We start from the raw sequence: 16,543 nt of genomic DNA, 5'->3' as shown, positions 1-16,543 counted from the left end.
ACTTTTCCCGCGTGATACGGTGCACGAGGTTTTCTGGACGACCGATGTCGTGTGCCGTCCGTCTGGAGCTCCCGAGGCAAATCAGGTGGCGCGCCATGCTGCGCGAGGAGTGTGCGAGCGTCGATGTCGGGCAAGATGGCCGTGGGAGTGCTGGGCCTGGTGCTCCTGGCCACCCTCCTCTTCCTCTCCCGACCCGGGGGCGCGCTGAGCGCGGCGCCGGGGCCGGTCCAGCCCATCAGCTTCAGCCACGCGACCCATGCCGGCCAGTACAAGACGGATTGCCAGTACTGTCACGCGGGCGCGCGGCGCGGCGCCGCGGCGGACATCCCCTCCGTGGCGCGCTGCTTCAGTTGCCATGCGGTGACGGCGGCCGACCGGCCGGAGATCCACAAGCTGGCCGGCTACGTGGCGGCGCAGACGCAGATGCCCTGGGTGCGGATCTTCGAGGTTCCGGAGTACGTCTCCTTCCCGCACAAGAGCGACATCAGGGCCGAAAACCCCCGAGAGACGGAGAGGCGATGAGCGGCATTGACCGGCGGGCGTTTCTCAAGATCGTGGCCGCATCGGGCGCTGCGACGGCGGCGGGCGGCTGCGGCCAGGGGGCGGAGTGGCTGCGGCCGCACGTCTCCCCGCCGGAGAACATCGTCCCAGGGATCCCCGCGTACTTTTCCACCGTCTGCCGGGAGTGCCCCGCCGGCTGCGGCGCTATCGCGAAGAACCGCGACGGTCGCGTGATCAAGCTCGAGGGCAACCCGGACCATCCCGTCAATGCCGGCGCCCTGTGCATCCGCGGCCACTCGGCGCTGCAGGGGCTCTACCATCCCGACCGCTTGCGCGGCGCCCTCGTGGGCGGCAAGCCCGCCAAGTGGGAGGAGGCCGAGAAGGCAGTCGTCGACAAGCTGGCGGCCCTGACCGGGGCGCGCCAGGGAGGCAAGATCGCGCTGGTCACCGGGCTCGAGACGGGCAGCCTGGCCCGGCTCATGGACGAGTGGGGCAAGGCGCTCGGCGCCCGGCCCCGCGTGGCCTACGAGCCCCTCGGCTACGAGCCGATCCGTGCCGCGAACCGCATCGCCTTCGGGCGCGAGGCGATCCCGGACTACCTGATCGGCGAGGCCGCCTACCTCCTCTCCTTCGGGGCGGACTTCCTCGAGACGTGGCTGTCGCCCGTGGGCTACGCGGGAGACTTCGCGCGGATGCACGCCTTCGCCCATGGCCGCGCGGGCACCTTCGTCCACGTCGAGCCCCGGCTGTCGGTGACCGCGGCCAATGCCGATCGGTGGGTGCGCAACGCCCCGGGGACCGAAGGCCTGCTGGCCCTGGCGATGCTGAAGGTGATCCTGGACGCCGGGCTGCAGGCGCCAGGGGCCGACACGAAGACACTCGGCGCTGCGGTGCAGGGGGTGGACGTGGCTCGCGCGGCGGCCGCCTCCGGAGTGGAGGCCGCCACCCTCGGGGAGATCGCCCACGACCTCGCGGCTTCGAAGGGGGGACTGGCCATCGGCGGCGGCGTCGGCGTCTCGGCGGGCAACGCCACCGAGACGCAGGTCGCCATCAACCTCCTCAACGCGGCGGTGGGGGCGCTCGGCACGCGCATCCGCTTCGGCAACGACTCGGTCCTCGGCCTGGCGAGCTCCTACGCGGACATGGTCTCCCTCACCCAGGCCATGGGCAGGGGCGAGATCGAGGTGCTGCTGCTCGGCGACGTGAATCCGGTGTACACGATGCCGCTCAAGGCCGGCTTCGCGGAGGCACTCGCCAAGGTGCCGCTGGTGGTGAGCCTCGCCAACCGCCCGAGCGAGACCGCGGCGAGGGCGCACGTGGCGCTGCCGGCGCTTCACTGGCTCGAGTCCTGGGGCGACTACGTCGCCGAGGAAGGGGTCGTGGGCCTCATGCAGCCGACCATGGGCCCCGTGGAGATCGAGGGCAAGCCGGTGGAGGCCAAGAGCGTGGGCGACCTTCTCCTCTCGCTCGGGCGGCAGGTGCTGGGCAGCGAGCCGGGCAAGGGGCCGCTGCCCTGGCCGACCTTCCAGGAGCTCGTCAAGGCGCAGTGGAAGGGGCTGGCCCCGCCGGCCCGCCGCGACAAGGAGTTCGACGCCTTCTGGGAGGAGTCGCTCCGCAAGGGCGGCGCCTTCCGACAGACCGCGGCGCCGCCCGTGGTGCTCAGGCCGGAGGCCGGCCGCATCAAGGCCGAGCCTGCCAGGCTCGAGGGTGCAGGCTCGCACGCGTTGCTCGTCTATCCCTCCGCGCGCTTCTACGACGGCCGCGGGGCTGACCGGGCGTGGCTGCAGGAGGCGCCGGACAGCATGACCCAGATCACCTGGGACGGCTGGGTGGAGGTCCCGGCCGAGACGGCGCGGAGACTCGGCCTGAGCCGGGGGGATGTCGTGACGCTCACCTCGCCTCACGGCAAGATCGAGTTGCCGGCCTATCCGTCGGACTCCCTGCACCCGGGTGCCGTGGCCGTGGCCATGGGGCAGGGGCACGAGTGGGGGGGGCTCTACGCGCGGGAGCGGGGGCTCAACGCCGGCGCCAATCCCATGCGACTCCTGGCGGCCGCGCCCGAGGCCCAGTCCGGTGGCTTGCCACACCTGGCCGTCACCGTCGAGCTGGCGAGGACCGGGGCCCGGCGCCCGCTGGCCATCCCGCAGTCCACGCATGACCAGGACGACCGCGAGCTGGCCCAGCACGTGCCGCTGGGCGCCGCCAGGGAGATGGAGCTGCGCGGGCGCCCGCCGGAGCATGCGAGCCACCCGAGCATGTACCCGCAGGTCCGGTACCCTGAGCACCGCTGGGGGATGGCGGTGGACCTCGACCGGTGCACGGGCTGCCAGGCCTGCGTCGTCGCCTGCGTCGCCGAGAACAACGTCCCCGTGGTCGGCCGGGAGCAGGTCGCCTACGGGAGAGACCAGCACTGGCTCCGGCTCGAGCGCTGGGAGGAAGGGCAGGCCGGCCACCCCGAGAACATCTTCCTGCCCATGTTCTGCCAGCACTGCGGCGTGGCTCCGTGCGAGCCGGTGTGCCCGGTGTACGCGGCCTACCATACGCAGGAGGGCCTCAACGGGCAGGTCTACAACCGTTGCGTCGGCACCCGGTACTGCGGCAACAACTGCCCGTACCACGTGCGGCGCTTCAACTGGTTCTACTACACGTTCCCGGCGCCGCTGGATCTCCAGCTCAACCCGGAGGTCACCGTGCGGCAGCTGGGCGTCATGGAGAAGTGCACCATGTGCGTCCAGCGCATCCTCCAGGGCAAGGACGCCGCCCGGGACGAGAACCGGCCGGTCCGCGACGGCGAGATCCGGACGGCCTGCCAGGAGACCTGTCCCACCCAGGCCATCACCTTTGGCGATCTCAAGGACGACCGGGCCGCGGTGTCCCGGCTCTCCCGCTCGCCCCGCGGCTACCACGTGCTGGAGGAGCTGGGCACGCAGCCCGCGGTGACGTACCTCAAGAAGGTCATCCGGGGGCGCGATCTCGCCCCGGCGAAGGGCCACAAGGCATGAACTTCCAGGGCAAGAGCGCGGACGCCAGCTGGGCCGACGTGAACCGCGACGTCATCCGCACCGTCGGCATGCCCGGCAACACCTACTTCGCCTGGATGTGCCTGGTGGGGCTGACGCTGGCGGCCGGTCTCGCCGCGTGGCCATGGCAGATCTACGTGGGCATGGGCGCGGCCGGCAAGCGGACGCCCCAGATGTGGGCCATGTACATCACCACGTTCGTGTTCTGGATCGGCATCGGACACGCCGGTACGCTGATCTCCGCCGTGCTCTACCTCTTCCGCGCGAAGTGGCGGACCTCCATCTACCGGGGCGCGGAGGCCATGACGATCTTCGCGGTCATGACCGCCGGGCTCTTCCCGCTCATCCACGCCGGGCGCATGTGGTTCGCCTACTGGCTCATGCCCTACCCGAACCAGCGCTACCTCTGGCCCAACTTCAAGTCCCCGCTGGTCTGGGACGTGTTCGCCATCTCGACGTACCTCACCATCAGCCTCGTCTTCTTCGTCATCGGGCTGGTGCCGGACATCGCGGCCCTGCGTGACAGCGCCACCGGCGTCAAGCGGCGGATCTACGCCGTGCTCGCCCTGGGCTGGGAGGGCTCGGACTCGCAGTGGCGCCACTACCGCCGCGCCTACGGCCTCTTCGCGGCCCTGGCGACGCCGCTGGTGCTGTCGGTGCACAGCGTCGTGTCGTTCGATTTCGCCATGGCGCTGGTTCCCGGCTGGCACTCGACGCTCTTCGCGCCGTTCTTCGTGGACGGGGCCATCTTCTCGGGCTTCGCCATGGTGCTCATCCTCATCCTGCCCATGCGCTACCTCTTCGACTGGTACACCTACATCACGGACAAGCACCTGGACGCCATGGCCAAGCTGATCCTGGTCACGAGTCTCGTGCTCACCTACTTCTACGCCTGCGAGGTCTTCACGGCCTGGTACAGCGGCGACCACTTCGAGCGGGCCTCGGTGTTCGCCAAGGCCACGAAGCAGTACGCCTGGGCGTACTGGCTCATGTACTTCTGCAACAGCGTGGTCCCGCTGATCTTCTTCTGGAAGCGGGCCCGGACCCACGTGGGGATCCTCTACGTGGCCTCCATCCTCGTGCTGATCGGGATGTGGTTCGAGCGCTTCAACATCATCGTCCCCGGGCTGGCCCACGACTTCTACCCGTACACCTGGGGCACCTACGTGCCGACCCTCACCGACTCGGCGATCATCGTCGGCTCCTTCGCGTGGTTCTTCCTCCTCTTCCTCGGCTTCATCAGGGTCATGCCGTCCCTGTCCATCGTGGAGGTGAAGGAGGTGCTGGCGCACCCCCTGAAGCACCCCCGGAAGCACGACGCCCACGGGGGAGGGCACTAGCATGGCCGCCGAGACCACGAGCGTGCTCGGCGTCTTCGCCCACGTGGACACCACGCTGCAGGCCATCCGCGACCTCAGGCAGCGCGGCTTCGCCGACCTGACGGTGTACTCGCCGGTGCCGGTGGAGGAGATCGAGGAAGAGGTGGAGCGCGTCCGGCCGCTGAGCCGGGTCCGGCTGTTCACCCTGATCGGGGGCGTCACCGGCACGGCCACCGGCTTCTTCCTCACCATCTGGTCGTCGCTCAAGTGGGAGCTCGTCACCGGCGGCAAGCACCCGGTCTCGATCCCGCCCTTCGTCATCATCGGCTTCGAGCTGACGATCCTGTTCGGAGGGCTCGCGACGCTCCTGGCCCTGCTGGTCCTGGGCCGCCTGCCGAAGCTCCGTCCCTCGCCCACCTACGACCCGCGCTTCACGCTGGACCGCTTCGGCGTGGCGGTGGCCTGCCCGCCCGACCGGGCCGGGGACGTCCAGACGCTCCTGGCGGGGGCCGGCGCCGAGGAGGTCAGGCGATAATGAAGTACGTCTTCGCCCTCGTGCTGCTGGTGGTGGGCGCGGTGGCGGCGCTGGAGGGCGGCGTCCTCGTGATGCGCTGGAACGACAACATGACGCAGACGCCCCGGGTGATGCCCGGCGAGCGGGCCTTCGCGATGCCGGTGGGCAGCGTGCCGCGCGCCGGCGGCGAGCTCTACTACCCCAAGGAGGAGCGGGAGGCGGCGGCATTGCGGAAGAACCCGGTGCCGGCCACCCCCGCGTCCGTCAAGACGGGCGGGGGGCTGTTCGCGATCTACTGCGTACCCTGCCATGGGACCTCTGGCAAGGGCGATGGGCTCGTGACGCCGAAGTTCGTGCCGCCCCCGGATCTCACCAACGCGGACCTGCAGAAGGGCCGCACCGACGGTTACTGGCAGAGCTATCTCAGCGTGGGCGGGGCGATCATGCCGCCCTACGGCGAGGCGCTCTCGCCCGAGGAGCGGTGGCACGTGGTGAACTACGTGAGGAGCCTGGCGCAGAGATGACCCCGACCACCTCGAACGCCCATGCCTCGCAGGGGTCCCCGGCCGTGCTGGCGGCGGTGGCCGCCGCCGGCGCGGTCGCCTTCGTCTACGGCATCATGCAGCCTCAGCCGGTCCGCGCCTGGGGGATGTACCTGGTCAATCTGCTCTTCTGGTCGAGCCTCGCGATCGCCGGGCCGGCGCTGGCGGGGATGATGCAGCTCACCGAGGCGCGCTGGTCGCCCACCGTGAAGCGGATCGCGCTGACTCCGGCCGGCTTCCTGCCGATCTCCTTCGTCCTCTTCCTGATCCTGTTCGCCGGCCTCAAGACCCTGTACCCGTGGGTGACGACCCCCGACCCGAAGAAGGCGGCGTGGCTCAACGTCCCGTTCATGGTGCTCCGCACCGGCGTCGGCGTGGCGCTCCTCTACTGGGTCGCGCTCCGCTTCTCCCGGGCGGTCTTCGAGGAGCAGCCGGGCGCCACCGAGAGCGCGGCCGCGCGCAGCCGCCGGACGCGGCTCGCCGCCACGCTCCTCTTCCTCTTCGTGGTGGTGGTGTCGCTCTGGGGCTTCGACCTGGTGATGTCCCTGGACCCCAAGTGGTACAGCGGGCTCCTGGGCGGCTACTACGTGGTGAGCACGCTCTACACGGGCTTCGGGCTGGTGGCCTTCCTCACCATCCGCGCCAACGCCCGCGGGCTCACTGCCGTGCCGCCCGCGGCCATCCAGGACGTGGCCAAGCTGACCTTCGCCATGTGCGTCATGTGGATGTACTTCTTCTTCTCGCAGTACCTGGTGATCTGGTACGGCAACGTCCCCGTGGAGACGAAGTTCTTCCTGCGGCGCTTCTTCAACGACCCGTGGCGGATCATGGCCTTCGTCATCTTCGTCATGGGCTGGCTCGTCCCCTTCGCCTACCTGCTCAAGCGCCTGACAGGGCGCCCGCCCACGGCGCACAAGCCGCTCGTGGTGATCCTCTTCATGGGGTGGACGGCCATCTTCCTCGAGCGCATCCTGCTGGTCTTCCCCGCCATCTCGCCGGAGGACGTCTTCCCGTTCGGGCTCGTGGAGATCCTGATCACGGCCGGCTTCTTCGCGCTCTTCGCGCTGGGCCGCCGCCGCTTCCTGTCCCGCTACCCCCTCTAGGGGTCAGGTCTTGCATTCCGACATCGGCCGGGGTGCGGGTGGTCCTGGCATGCGGGACAGGGCACCGGTCATCGTGTGTCGTACGGGCGCAACAGTGGTGGCGCCGGGCAGACGTGTCGGATTGCAAGACCTGACCCCTGCTACACTAGCTGCGTGATCTCGGTCGAAGAGGCGCTCGGCCGCATCCTCTCGTGCATCACGGTCCTCGGGAACGAGCGCGTCCCGCTCCTGCAGGCGCTCCACCGAGTGCTCGACGAGAGCGTGACCGCGCGGCTGGACATCCCGCCGTGGCCCAACTCCTCCATGGACGGCTATGCCCTCTGCAGCGCCGACACCGCGGCGGCCGCGCCGGCGGAGCCGGCGCGGCTGCGGCTGTGCGGGCGGGTGCCCGCGGGCGCCGTGGCGGAGCGGCCGCTCCGGCCGGGCCAGGCCGTCCGCATCTTCACCGGCGCGCCGCTGCCAGACGACGCCGACGCCGTGATCCCGCAGGAAGACGTGACGGTCGAGAGAGACACGGTGGTGATCGGCCGGCGCGTGGCGCCCGGCGAGTGCGTGCGGCGCCGGGGCGAGGACATGCGGACAGGGGACACGGTGCTGGAGCGGGGGCGCGCGCTGGGGCCCGCGGAGATCGGGCTCCTCGCCACGCTCGGCCATCAGCCCGTGTGCGTGGTGCGGCGCCCGGTGGTGGGCATCCTCTCTACCGGCGACGAGCTGGTGGACCTGCCCGGCACGCTCGGGCCGGGGCAGATCCCGAACTCGAACACCTACGCGCTGATGGGGCAGGTGCTCGAGGCGGGCGCGGAGCCCGTGAATCTCGGGATCGCCCGGGACAGGCTGGAGGAGATCGTCGAGCGGCTTTCCTGGGGGCTCGGCTGCGATCTGCTGATCTCCTCCGGCGGGGTGTCCGTGGGCGAACACGATCTCGTCAAGGCGGCTCTCGGGCAGCTCGGGGCCCAGCAGCACCTCTGGATGGTCAACATGCGGCCGGGCAAGCCGATCACCTTCGCGACGCTCCGCGGCGGACGCGAGGCGTCGCTGCCGGTGTTCGGGCTGCCCGGCAATCCGGTCTCCGCCATGGTCACCTTCGAGCTCTTCGTGCGCCCGGCTCTCCTGCGTATGGGCGGGCATGCGCGGCTGGCACGGCCCGTGGTGCAGGCGCGCGCGCTCGGGCCCATCGTCAATCAAGGGCGGCGCCGGGGGTATCTGCGCGTGAGGACCGAGCCCGTGGACGGGGGCCTCGGCGCGCGCCTCACCGGCGAGCAGGGCTCGGGGATCCTGCGCTCCATGGTCGCCGCCGACGGCCTCGCCATCGTCCCCGGTGACACGGTGATCGCGCCCGGGGAACCCGTCGAGGTGATGCTACTCAGAAACGCGTAGCACCCGGCGCCGGCGGCAGCGGGGCGCGGGGCGGCGCGGTCAGCCGCGGCGGAGGTAGAGGGCCCGGAGGGCGAGCCAGCCACCGAGGGCCATCGAGGCGAAGGTCACGAGGCTGCCGATGCTGAGCGTCGCGGAGTTGGTCAGGCCCTGATTGATGTTGCAGCCCTCGGCGAGCAGGGCCGCGCCGCCCATCAGGAGCCCTCCGCCGAAGATCTTCACGAGGCTCCACCCGGGCGGCAGCTTCCAGCGGAACTCTCCCGCGCGCCACGCGGCGACCCAGGCGCCGACGGGCACGCCGAGCAGCAGCACCATGCTCCAGGTGACCTGCGTCGGATATCCCACGAGGGGGTAGGTGAGCAGGTGACCCGTGTTGGAGGCGAAGGTGATGCCGGCGGGCCGGTCGCCGAAGCCAGACGTCCACCAGCCCGCCGCGATCATCCCGCCCACGGCCAGGCCCGTGGCGGCCCACGGCCACTTGCCGTGCTCGGGCTCGGCCGGGCCGCGGAAGAGGAAGACGGCCCCGACGGCGGCGAGCAACGCAATGACGATCCACGGCGAGAGGCCCACGAGACCGTGGAGCGTCGGCGCGGCGCCGCGGACGGTGACGGTGGGCGCCTGCAGCCATGTCCGCAGCGGCGCCAGCACGCCCACGCTGACGGTGGTGGCGCCCATCGCGAAGCCCAGCAAGACGACCCAGGCGCCCACCGCCCCCTCTCCGACGCGGTACCAGGTGCTTCCCGAGCAACCGCCGGAGAGGATCATGCCCACGCCGAACAGCAGGCCGCCCAGGATATTGGCCACCCAGCGGAACGGGCGGATGGGCACCTGGAGGAGCCCGAGCGCACCCAGCACGTGCACGCCGATGATGGCGACGAGGAGCGCCAGCAGGTAGGCCCGCAGGATGGTGAAGTCCCTCATGAGGACGGCGTTGGACAGGGCCCGCGTGAGGCAGAAGCCGCCGCGCTGGAGGATGTAGCCGAAGACGAGGCCGGTGAGGAGCGCGGAAGCGTGCACGGTCCAGTTGAAGTCGTCCACTGGCGCATGCTAGCCCCGGGGGCGCCCGCGTGTAAAGGGCGCGGGCGTTTGACTTGGCTTCCGGGCGGGTGCTACCGTCGCCCCATCGTGCTGCACGCCTTCTCTCCTCCCATGCTGCGCCGGCTCGCCGGCTGCGCGCTCTCCGCCGCGGCGTTGGCCGGCTGCGCCTGGGACGACAGCGGGCGCCGCGCCGTCGTCGAGATCGCCTCGGCGCAGAGAGAGCTTGTGGAGATGCGGCGGCTCCACGACGGGAGCGCGCGGGAAGTGAGCGAGCTCCAGTCGCGGATGCGGGGACTCGAGGCGGAGATGGCCGCGCTCGGGCGGGAGATCAGGAGCGCGGCCGCGGGACTCGCAGAGCTCCAGGTCGCGCTGCGCGTGCGCAGCGCCCCCGTCGCCGAGGGCCGGGGGGCGGCGCCCGAGGCGGCTCCGCCCCCCGGCGCACGGACTGCGGCCCCGCCGGCCCCCGCGCAGCCGCCTGAGCCGGAGCGGCTGTTCGCCAGCGCCCAGGCCAATCTCCGGGCGCGCGAGCCCGGGCAGGCGGTGCTGGAGCTCACCGACCTGATTGCGCGCTTCCCACGGCATCCGCTCGCGCCGGCGGCGCAGCTCTGGATCGGCGAGGCGTACTACCAGCAGCGCGACTTCCGCCAGGCGCTGGTCGAGCTGCGCACTCTCGTGGAGGAGTACGCGCGGAGCCCGCAGGTTCCGGACGCCCTCCTCAAGATCGGGCTGTGCCACCGCGCTCTCGGAGAGCCCGCGGGTGCCGGCGCCGCCTGGCGCCGGCTCGCGAGCGAGCATCCGCGGAGCGAGGCCGCCGCGCGCGCCCGCGCCCTCCTGGCGGCGGCGCAGCGCGGCGCCACGCTCCGGTCGCGCTGATCCCGCGCTGGCGGGAGCCGCTCCATTTCTTGACGCCCCTGAGGGCGAAGGTATACTGAGGCGCATTCTGCCGTGAGCGACGTATGATGATCATGACACGTATCTACCGGGAGACGATGAGCGAGGCGCAGCGAGGCGCGGCGGCGTGGCGTGAGGGTGTGCCGTCGTCCGGCGCCGTTGCGAGCGGCGGTGCGGTGGCGCGCGAGGTCCAGCTCGTGCGGCGCGGGGACGCGGGCTTCCCGTTGCTCCTGCGAGAGATCCCGGCGCCGCCCGAGCGCCTGCACCTGCGGGGATGCCTCCTCGACGAGGACGCGCTCGCGGTGGCGGTGGTGGGATCGCGCCAGGCCACGCCCTATGGGATCGCGGTGGCGGAGCGGCTCGCCTTCGATCTCGCGGCGCGCGGCGTGACGGTGGTGAGCGGGCTCGCGCGCGGCATCGACAGCGCGGCCCATCGCGGCGCGCTCGAGGCCGGCGGGCGCACCATTGCGGTGCTCGGGTCGGGGCTCGACGTGATCTATCCGCCCGAGAACCGGCGGCTGGCGGCGCGCATCGCGGCGCAGGGCGCCGTGGTCTCGCAGTACGCGATGGACGCGCGGGCGCTGCCCCAGCACTTCCCGGAGCGCAACCGCGTGATCGCCGGGCTCTCGCTGGGCGTGGTCGTGGTGGAGGCGGCCGAGAAGAGCGGCTCGCTCATCACCGCCCGGCACGCGCTGGAACTGGGACGCGAGGTGATGGCGGTGCCCGGCCGGATCACCTCGCCCACGAGCCGCGGCGCGCATCGCCTGCTCAAGGACGGCGCCGCGCCGGTGGAGGGCTGGGAGGACGTCGTGGCCCAGCTCCCGCGGCGCTTCCGGGACTGCGTGAGCGCGACAGCTCTCCCCGGGCCCCGGGCGGACGGCTGCATGCAGGCCGGGGATGATGAACGGCGGCTCCTCGCGCTCCTGGGGGAGGAGCCGGTGGGCATCGACGAGCTCATCGCGCGGAGCGGGCTCGGGGCGGGCCGGACGGCCGCCCTGCTCCAGGCCCTCGCCCTCGATGGGGTGGCGAGACAGCTGCCGGGCGCCCGCTTCGTGCGGGCGGGACGCGCCTGAAAGGACACAGAGTGGCGAAGCGCTCGCTGGTGGTGGTCGAGTCGCCGACCAAGGTCAAGACGATCCAGAAGTACCTGGACGCCAGGTACGTCGTCAAGGCCTCCATGGGCCACGTCCGCGACCTCCCCAAGTCGCGGCTCGGGGTGGACGAGCGGAAGGGCTTCAAGCCCGAGTACCGGGTCCTGCCGGCGAAGAAGAAGGTCCTGGACGAGCTGAAGCGCGCCGCCGAGAAGGCGGAGACCCTGTACATCGCGACGGACCCGGACCGCGAGGGCGAGGCGATCGGCTGGCACCTCGCGCAGGAGCTGGGGATCAGCAAGAGCAAGACCTACCGGATCCTGTTCAACGAGATCACGGAGCGGGCGGTCAAGGCCGCCTTCCAGCACCCGGGCAAGATCGACACGAACAAGGTGAATGCCCAGCAGGCCCGCCGGATCCTCGACCGGCTCGTGGGGTACAAGCTCTCGCCGCTCCTCTGGGAGAAGATCCGCCGCGGGCTGTCGGCCGGACGGGTACAGTCGGTGACGGTGCGCCTGCTCACCGAGCGGGAGCGCGAGATCCAGGCCTTCGTGCCGGTGGAGTACTGGTCGCTCCACGCGCGCCTCCTGGGCAAGCAGCCGCCGGAGTTCACGGCCACGCTCAGGGAGGTGCGCGGCGAGAAGGCCAGCCTGCCCACGGAGCGGGAGACGCTGGCGGTGATGACCGCGCTCCACGGCTGCCAGTGGCGGGTCCGGGCGGTGACCCGGGGCGAGCGGAAGCGGAACCCCGCGGCGCCCTTCACCACCTCCACGCTCCAGCAGGAGGCCGGCCGCAAGCTGCACTTCACCGCCAAGAAGACGATGATGCTGGCCCAGCAGCTCTACGAGGGCATCGAGCTGGGGGCCGAGGGCAGCGTGGGGCTCATCACCTACATGCGCACGGACGCCGTGCGCGTGGCGCCGGAGGCGCAGGAGGAGGCGCGCGGGTGGGTGGGGCGCCGGCTCGGGCGCGAGTATCTCCCGGAGACGCCGCCGGCCTACCGGTCGAAGAAGGGCGCCCAGGACGCCCACGAGGCCATCCGCCCCAGCGCTGTCGAGCGCGAGCCGCGGGCCGTGGCGCCCTTCCTCAGCCGGGACCAGCTGGCGCTGTACCGGCTGATCTGGGAGCGCTTCCTCGCCAGCCAGATGCTGCCGGCCCTGTACGACACCGTGGCGGCCGAGATCGAGGCCGGCGACTGCCTCTTCCGGGCCCAGGGTGCGACGCTCCGGTTCGCGGGCTTCACAGCGGTGTACGTCGAGTCGCGGGAGGAGGCGCCGGCGGCGCCCGAGGAGGAGGCGGAAGTCGAGGCCGTGATGCCGCCGCTCGTCGAGGGCGAGCGGCTCAGGCTCCGCGCACTCGACCCCAAGCAGCACTTCACCCAGCCGCCGCCGCGCTACACCGAGGCCTCGCTGGTGAAGACCCTCGAGGAGCGCGGCATCGGCCGCCCCTCGACCTATGCGCAGATCCTCTCGACCATCCAGGAGCGCGAGTACGCCAGGCGCGAGAAGGGCACGCTCTTTCCCACCGAGCTCGGCATGCTCGTCACGGACTCGCTGGTGCCGCATTTCCCCGAGGTCATGGACGTGGAGTTCACGGCCCAGCTCGAGGAGTCGCTGGACCGGATCGAGGAGGGGGCGGCCGACTGGGTCGAGACCGTCGCCGCCTTCTACAAGGAGTTCTCGAAGGACCTGGCGCGGGCCGGGAAGAAGATCGACAACGTGAAGGAGGGGGTGGAGATCGGCGAGGCCTGCCCGGACTGCGGCAAGCCCGTCGTGGAGAAGTGGGGGCGCTTCGGCAAGTTCCTGGCCTGCTCCGCCTACCCGGAGTGCAAGTACACGAAGGACCTGGGCGGCGGGCGCACGAAGGTGGCCGACGAGCCCACGGAGGAGATCTGCCCGACCTGCGGCAAGCCCATGGTCATCAAGCACGGGCGCTTCGGCAAGTTCATCGCCTGCTCCGGCTACCCCGCGTGCAAGACCACCAAGCCCGTGCCGCTGGGGATCGTCTGCCCGCAGCCCGGCTGCGGCGGCCAGCTCGTGGAGCGGCGCACGCGGAAGGGCCGGACCTTCTTCGCCTGCGGACAGTACCCCGAGTGCACCTTCTCGGTGTGGGCGCGGCCCATCCCGGAGCCCTGTCCGAAGTGCGGCGCGCTCTTCCTCACCGAGCGCCGCGCCCGGGGGGGCAAGGTGACGCGCGCCTGCATCCGCGAGGAGTGCGGGTACAAGCAGGAGGCGGCCCCCACGGTCGCCTGACGGGCCGCGAGCCAGTGACGGCGACTCAGCGGATGTCCGGCCCCATCGCGGCCTTCCTCGCCCATCTCGACGCCGAGCGGGGGGCCTCCCCCCACACGCTCAGGGGCTACGCCGCCGATCTGGCCGAGTTCCAGGGCTTCGTGAGCGCAGAGGGCGCCTCGGGGCTGGATGACGTGGACGCGCGGCTCCTGCGGGCGTATCTCGTCAGGCTCCATCAGCGGCGGCTGGCCAGGAGCAGCATCGCGCGCAAGCTCGCCTCCGTGCGCTCCTGCTTCCGCTTCCTCGCCCGGCGCGGGCTCGTGGACGGCAACCCGGCGCGCCAGGTGCGCACCCCCAGTGTCCCCCGCCGCCTCCCGTCCTTCCTGCCCCCGGACGAGTCGAAGGAGCTGCTGGACCGGTCCCCGGCCGCGTCCGCGGCCGGCCTCCGAGACCACGCCATCCTCGAGCTGCTCTACGCCAGCGGGCTCCGGGTGGCCGAGTGCTGCGGGCTGGACGTGGACGACCTGGACCGCCGCCGGGCCACGGTCCGGGTCCTCGGCAAGGGCGACAAGGAGCGCGTGGTGCCGGTCGGCGAGGCCGCGCTCGCGGCGCTCGACGCCTACCTCGTCCGGCGGCCCGAGGGTGGCGGCCCCCTCTTCCGCAACCCGCGGGGCGGCCGGCTCACGCCGCGGAGCGTGCACCGGATCGTGAGGCGGCTGGCGCGCGCGGCGGGGCTCACCCGGCGTGTCTCGCCCCACACCTTGCGCCATACCTTCGCCACCGACATGCTGGGGGCGGGCGCGGATCTCCGGCTCATCCAGGAGCTCCTGGGCCACAGCCGGCTCTCCACGACGCAGCGCTACACCCACGTGAGCCCCGAGCACCTGATGAAGGTGTACGACCGGGCCCACCCGAGGGCGACATGAAGGATCTGGAGGGCCGCGCGCGCGTCCGCGCCACCACCGTGCTCTGCGTGCGGCACCAGGGGGGAGTGGCGCTCGGGGGCGACGGGCAGGTGTCCATCGGCCAAACGGTCGTCAAGGCCTCGGCGCGGAAGGTCCGCAAGATCTACCACGGGCGGGTGCTGGCGGGCTTCGCGGGCGCGGCGGCGGACGCCTTCACGCTCTTCGGCAAGTTCGAGGCCAAGCTCGACGAGCATCGCGGCAACCTGCCGCGCGCGGCGGTGGAGCTGGCCAAGGACTGGCGGCTGGACCGCGTGCTGCGCCGCCTCGAGGCGCTGCTGGCGGTGGCCGACGGGGAGTCGTCCTTCATCGTCTCGGGCACGGGCGACGTGATCGAGCCCGACGACGGGCTGATCGGCATCGGCTCGGGCGGGCCCTATGCGCTGGCCGCCGCGCGCGCCCTCTGCAAGCACTCGAGCCTGGATGCCCGGGAGGTCGCCGAGCAGGCGCTCCGGATCGCGGCGGGCATCTGCGTCTACACCAACGATCACATCACCGTCGAGGTGCTCGAATGAGCGCTTGCGCGAAGAGGCCCAACCGCAACGCGGGGTCCTCCACGTTCAGGCGACTTCAATGAACGCGCTCACGCCGGCCCAGATCGTCGCCGAGCTGGACCGGTACATCGTCGGGCAGGAGCGGGCCAAGCGCGCCGTGGCCATCGCGCTCAGGAACCGCTGGCGGCGCCAGAACCTGCCGCCGGGGCTCCGCGACGAGGTGGCCCCGAAGAACATCATCATGATCGGGCCCACGGGGGTCGGGAAGACCGAGATCGCCCGCCGGCTCGCCAAGCTCTCGCAGGCCCCTTTCCTCAAGGTGGAGGCCTCCAAGTACACGGAGGTCGGCTACGTGGGCCGGGACGTGGAGTCCATGGTGCGCGACATCACGGAGCTGTCGGTGACCATGGTGAAGGCCGAGATGGCGGCCGCGGTCCGGGAGAAGGCCGAGGCCCAGGCCGAGGAGCGGGTGCTCGACCTCCTGCTGCCGCGGCGACCCGGCGAGGCCTTCAGCAGCAGCACGCTCGAGGAGGTCTCGCACGAGGCCTCCCGCGACGCCACGCGGGAGAAGCTCCGGGCGCAGCTGCGCGCCGGCAAGCTCGACGAGCGCGTCATCGAGATGGACGTCTCCGACCAGTCCAATCCCATGCTCCAGGTCTTCTCGGGGCAGGGCATGGAGGAGGTCGGCATCAACCTGAAGGACATGCTGTCGCACATCCTCCCCGGGCGCACGCGCCGGCGCCGGCTCCGGATCGGGGAGGCCCGCCGGTTCCTCGAGCAGGAGGAGGCGCAGAAGCTCGTGGACGCGGAGGAGGCCGTGGCCCAGGCCATCGTGCGCGTCGAGGACTCCGGGATCATCTTCCTGGACGAGCTGGACAAGATCGCCGGGCGCGAGGGAGGACACGGGCCCGACGTCTCCCGGGAGGGGGTCCAGCGGGACCTCTTGCCCATCGTGGAGGGCTCGACGGTCGCCACCAAGTACGGGATGGTGCGCACCGACCATATCCTGTTCATCGCGGCCGGGGCCTTCCACGTGGCGAAGCCCTCCGACCTGATCCCGGAGCTACAGGGCCGCTTCCCCATCCGCGTCGAGCTGGAGCCCTTGACGCGGGAGGACTTTGTCCGCATTCTGAGCGAGCCGGAGAATGCGCTCACCCGGCAGTACGTGGAGCTGCTGAAGACGGAGGGCGTGTCGCTCCGCTTCACCGGCGACGCCGTGGAGGCCGTGGCCGAGATCGCCTCCCTGGTGAACCAGCGGACGGAGAACATCGGGGCGCGGCGGCTCTACACGATCATGGAGCGGCTCCTGGACGAGATCTCGTTCTCGGCCCCGGACATGGCCGGCAAGGAGGTCGTGCTCGACGGGGCCCAGGTCCACGCGCGGCTGGCCGAGGTCCTCGAGGACGAGGACCTCTCGCGGTACATCCTCTAGGCGGGAGGGCGACGCCCATGCCCGCATCCGC

General features: G+C 71.5%; 13 protein-coding genes and 1 pseudogene. 13 read left to right on the top strand and 1 reads right to left on the bottom strand.

Annotation, left to right across the window (positions count from 1 at the left end; all coding sequences use genetic code 11):
- Positions 1–123: 123 nt before the first annotated feature.
- The 7 genes from HYV93_12070 (at position 124) to HYV93_12040 (ending at position 8,376) form a co-directional block, all read left to right on the top strand.
- On the top strand, positions 124–522 hold the full coding sequence (locus HYV93_12070) for a cytochrome c3 family protein (protein MBI2526706.1): 399 nt from the start codon (positions 124–126) through the stop codon (positions 520–522).
- Positions 519–3,503 carry a 4Fe-4S dicluster domain-containing protein gene (locus HYV93_12065; protein ID MBI2526705.1) on the top strand — a complete coding sequence of 995 codons (2,985 nt, stop codon included), beginning with the start codon at positions 519–521 and terminating at the stop codon, positions 3,501–3,503. Before HYV93_12070 ends, HYV93_12065 begins: the two co-directional genes overlap by 4 nt.
- Positions 3,500–4,861, top strand: a complete 1,362-nt coding sequence (gene nrfD, locus HYV93_12060) for a polysulfide reductase NrfD (protein ID MBI2526704.1) — start codon at positions 3,500–3,502, stop codon at positions 4,859–4,861. The genes HYV93_12065 and nrfD overlap by 4 nt, the downstream gene beginning before the upstream one ends.
- Position 4,862: 1 nt before the next feature.
- Positions 4,863–5,375, top strand: a complete 513-nt coding sequence (locus HYV93_12055; GenBank protein MBI2526703.1) for a DUF3341 domain-containing protein — start codon at positions 4,863–4,865, stop codon at positions 5,373–5,375.
- Positions 5,375–5,878: a cytochrome c gene (locus HYV93_12050; protein ID MBI2526702.1), complete on the top strand. Its 504-nt coding sequence runs from the start codon at positions 5,375–5,377 to the stop codon at positions 5,876–5,878. Before HYV93_12055 ends, HYV93_12050 begins: the two co-directional genes overlap by 1 nt.
- Positions 5,875–6,999: a hypothetical protein gene (locus HYV93_12045; GenBank protein ID MBI2526701.1), complete on the top strand. Its 1,125-nt coding sequence runs from the start codon at positions 5,875–5,877 to the stop codon at positions 6,997–6,999. Before HYV93_12050 ends, HYV93_12045 begins: the two co-directional genes overlap by 4 nt.
- Before the next feature lie 153 nt (positions 7,000–7,152).
- Entirely contained in the window at positions 7,153–8,376 is a 1,224-nt protein-coding gene (locus HYV93_12040) for a molybdopterin molybdotransferase MoeA (GenBank protein ID MBI2526700.1), read from the top strand.
- A gap of 39 nt (positions 8,377–8,415) precedes the next feature.
- On the opposite strand, the gene HYV93_12035 is transcribed toward HYV93_12040, so the two are convergent.
- Positions 8,416–9,411, bottom strand: coding sequence for a YeeE/YedE family protein (locus HYV93_12035; GenBank protein MBI2526699.1), 996 nt, complete (start codon positions 9,409–9,411; stop codon positions 8,416–8,418).
- A 48-nt stretch (positions 9,412–9,459) separates the two neighbouring features.
- Here HYV93_12035 and HYV93_12030 point away from each other — a divergent pair, with 48 nt between their 5' ends.
- From HYV93_12030 to hslU, 6 genes and pseudogenes are all read left to right on the top strand, one after another.
- A complete protein-coding gene (locus HYV93_12030; protein ID MBI2526698.1) occupies positions 9,460–10,284 on the top strand; it encodes a tetratricopeptide repeat protein in 825 nt (274 codons plus the stop codon).
- A 92-nt stretch (positions 10,285–10,376) separates the two neighbouring features.
- Entirely contained in the window at positions 10,377–11,375 is a 999-nt protein-coding gene (dprA, locus tag HYV93_12025) for a DNA-protecting protein DprA (GenBank protein ID MBI2526697.1), read from the top strand.
- Positions 11,376–11,395: 20 nt separating this feature from the next.
- Positions 11,396–13,645, top strand: a pseudogene (gene topA / locus HYV93_12020) (type I DNA topoisomerase).
- Positions 13,646–13,677: 32 nt separating this feature from the next.
- Positions 13,678–14,550, top strand: coding sequence for a tyrosine recombinase XerC (gene xerC, locus HYV93_12015; protein MBI2526696.1), 873 nt, complete (start codon positions 13,678–13,680; stop codon positions 14,548–14,550).
- Entirely contained in the window at positions 14,547–15,101 is a 555-nt protein-coding gene (gene hslV, locus HYV93_12010) for an ATP-dependent protease subunit HslV (protein ID MBI2526695.1), read from the top strand. The genes xerC and hslV overlap by 4 nt, the downstream gene beginning before the upstream one ends.
- A gap of 58 nt (positions 15,102–15,159) precedes the next feature.
- Positions 15,160–16,512 (top strand): ATP-dependent protease ATPase subunit HslU, encoded by a 1,353-nt coding sequence (gene hslU / locus HYV93_12005; GenBank protein ID MBI2526694.1) that lies wholly within the window; start codon positions 15,160–15,162, stop codon positions 16,510–16,512.
- The last annotated feature ends 31 nt before the right edge of the window (positions 16,513–16,543 follow it).

Source organism: Candidatus Rokuibacteriota bacterium, from assembly GCA_016188005.1.
Lineage (GTDB): Bacteria > Methylomirabilota > Methylomirabilia > Rokubacteriales > CSP1-6 > UBA12499.
This window is presented reverse-complemented; position numbering and strand designations above follow the sequence as displayed.

Excerpts from the sequence above, each read along its gene's own strand:
- HYV93_12070 (MBI2526706.1), top strand. The coding sequence starts at position 124 with ATGTCGGGCAAGATGGCCGTGGGAGTGCTGGGCCTGGTGCTCCTGGCC.
- HYV93_12065 (MBI2526705.1), top strand. The coding sequence starts at position 519 with ATGAGCGGCATTGACCGGCGGGCGTTTCTCAAGATCGTGGCCGCATCG.
- nrfD (MBI2526704.1), top strand. The coding sequence starts at position 3,500 with ATGAACTTCCAGGGCAAGAGCGCGGACGCCAGCTGGGCCGACGTGAAC.
- HYV93_12055 (MBI2526703.1), top strand. The coding sequence starts at position 4,863 with ATGGCCGCCGAGACCACGAGCGTGCTCGGCGTCTTCGCCCACGTGGAC.
- HYV93_12050 (MBI2526702.1), top strand. The coding sequence starts at position 5,375 with ATGAAGTACGTCTTCGCCCTCGTGCTGCTGGTGGTGGGCGCGGTGGCG.
- HYV93_12045 (MBI2526701.1), top strand. The coding sequence starts at position 5,875 with ATGACCCCGACCACCTCGAACGCCCATGCCTCGCAGGGGTCCCCGGCC.
- dprA (MBI2526697.1), top strand. The coding sequence starts at position 10,377 with ATGACACGTATCTACCGGGAGACGATGAGCGAGGCGCAGCGAGGCGCG.
- xerC (MBI2526696.1), top strand. The coding sequence starts at position 13,678 with ATGTCCGGCCCCATCGCGGCCTTCCTCGCCCATCTCGACGCCGAGCGG.
- hslV (MBI2526695.1), top strand. The coding sequence starts at position 14,547 with ATGAAGGATCTGGAGGGCCGCGCGCGCGTCCGCGCCACCACCGTGCTC.
- hslU (MBI2526694.1), top strand. The coding sequence starts at position 15,160 with ATGAACGCGCTCACGCCGGCCCAGATCGTCGCCGAGCTGGACCGGTAC.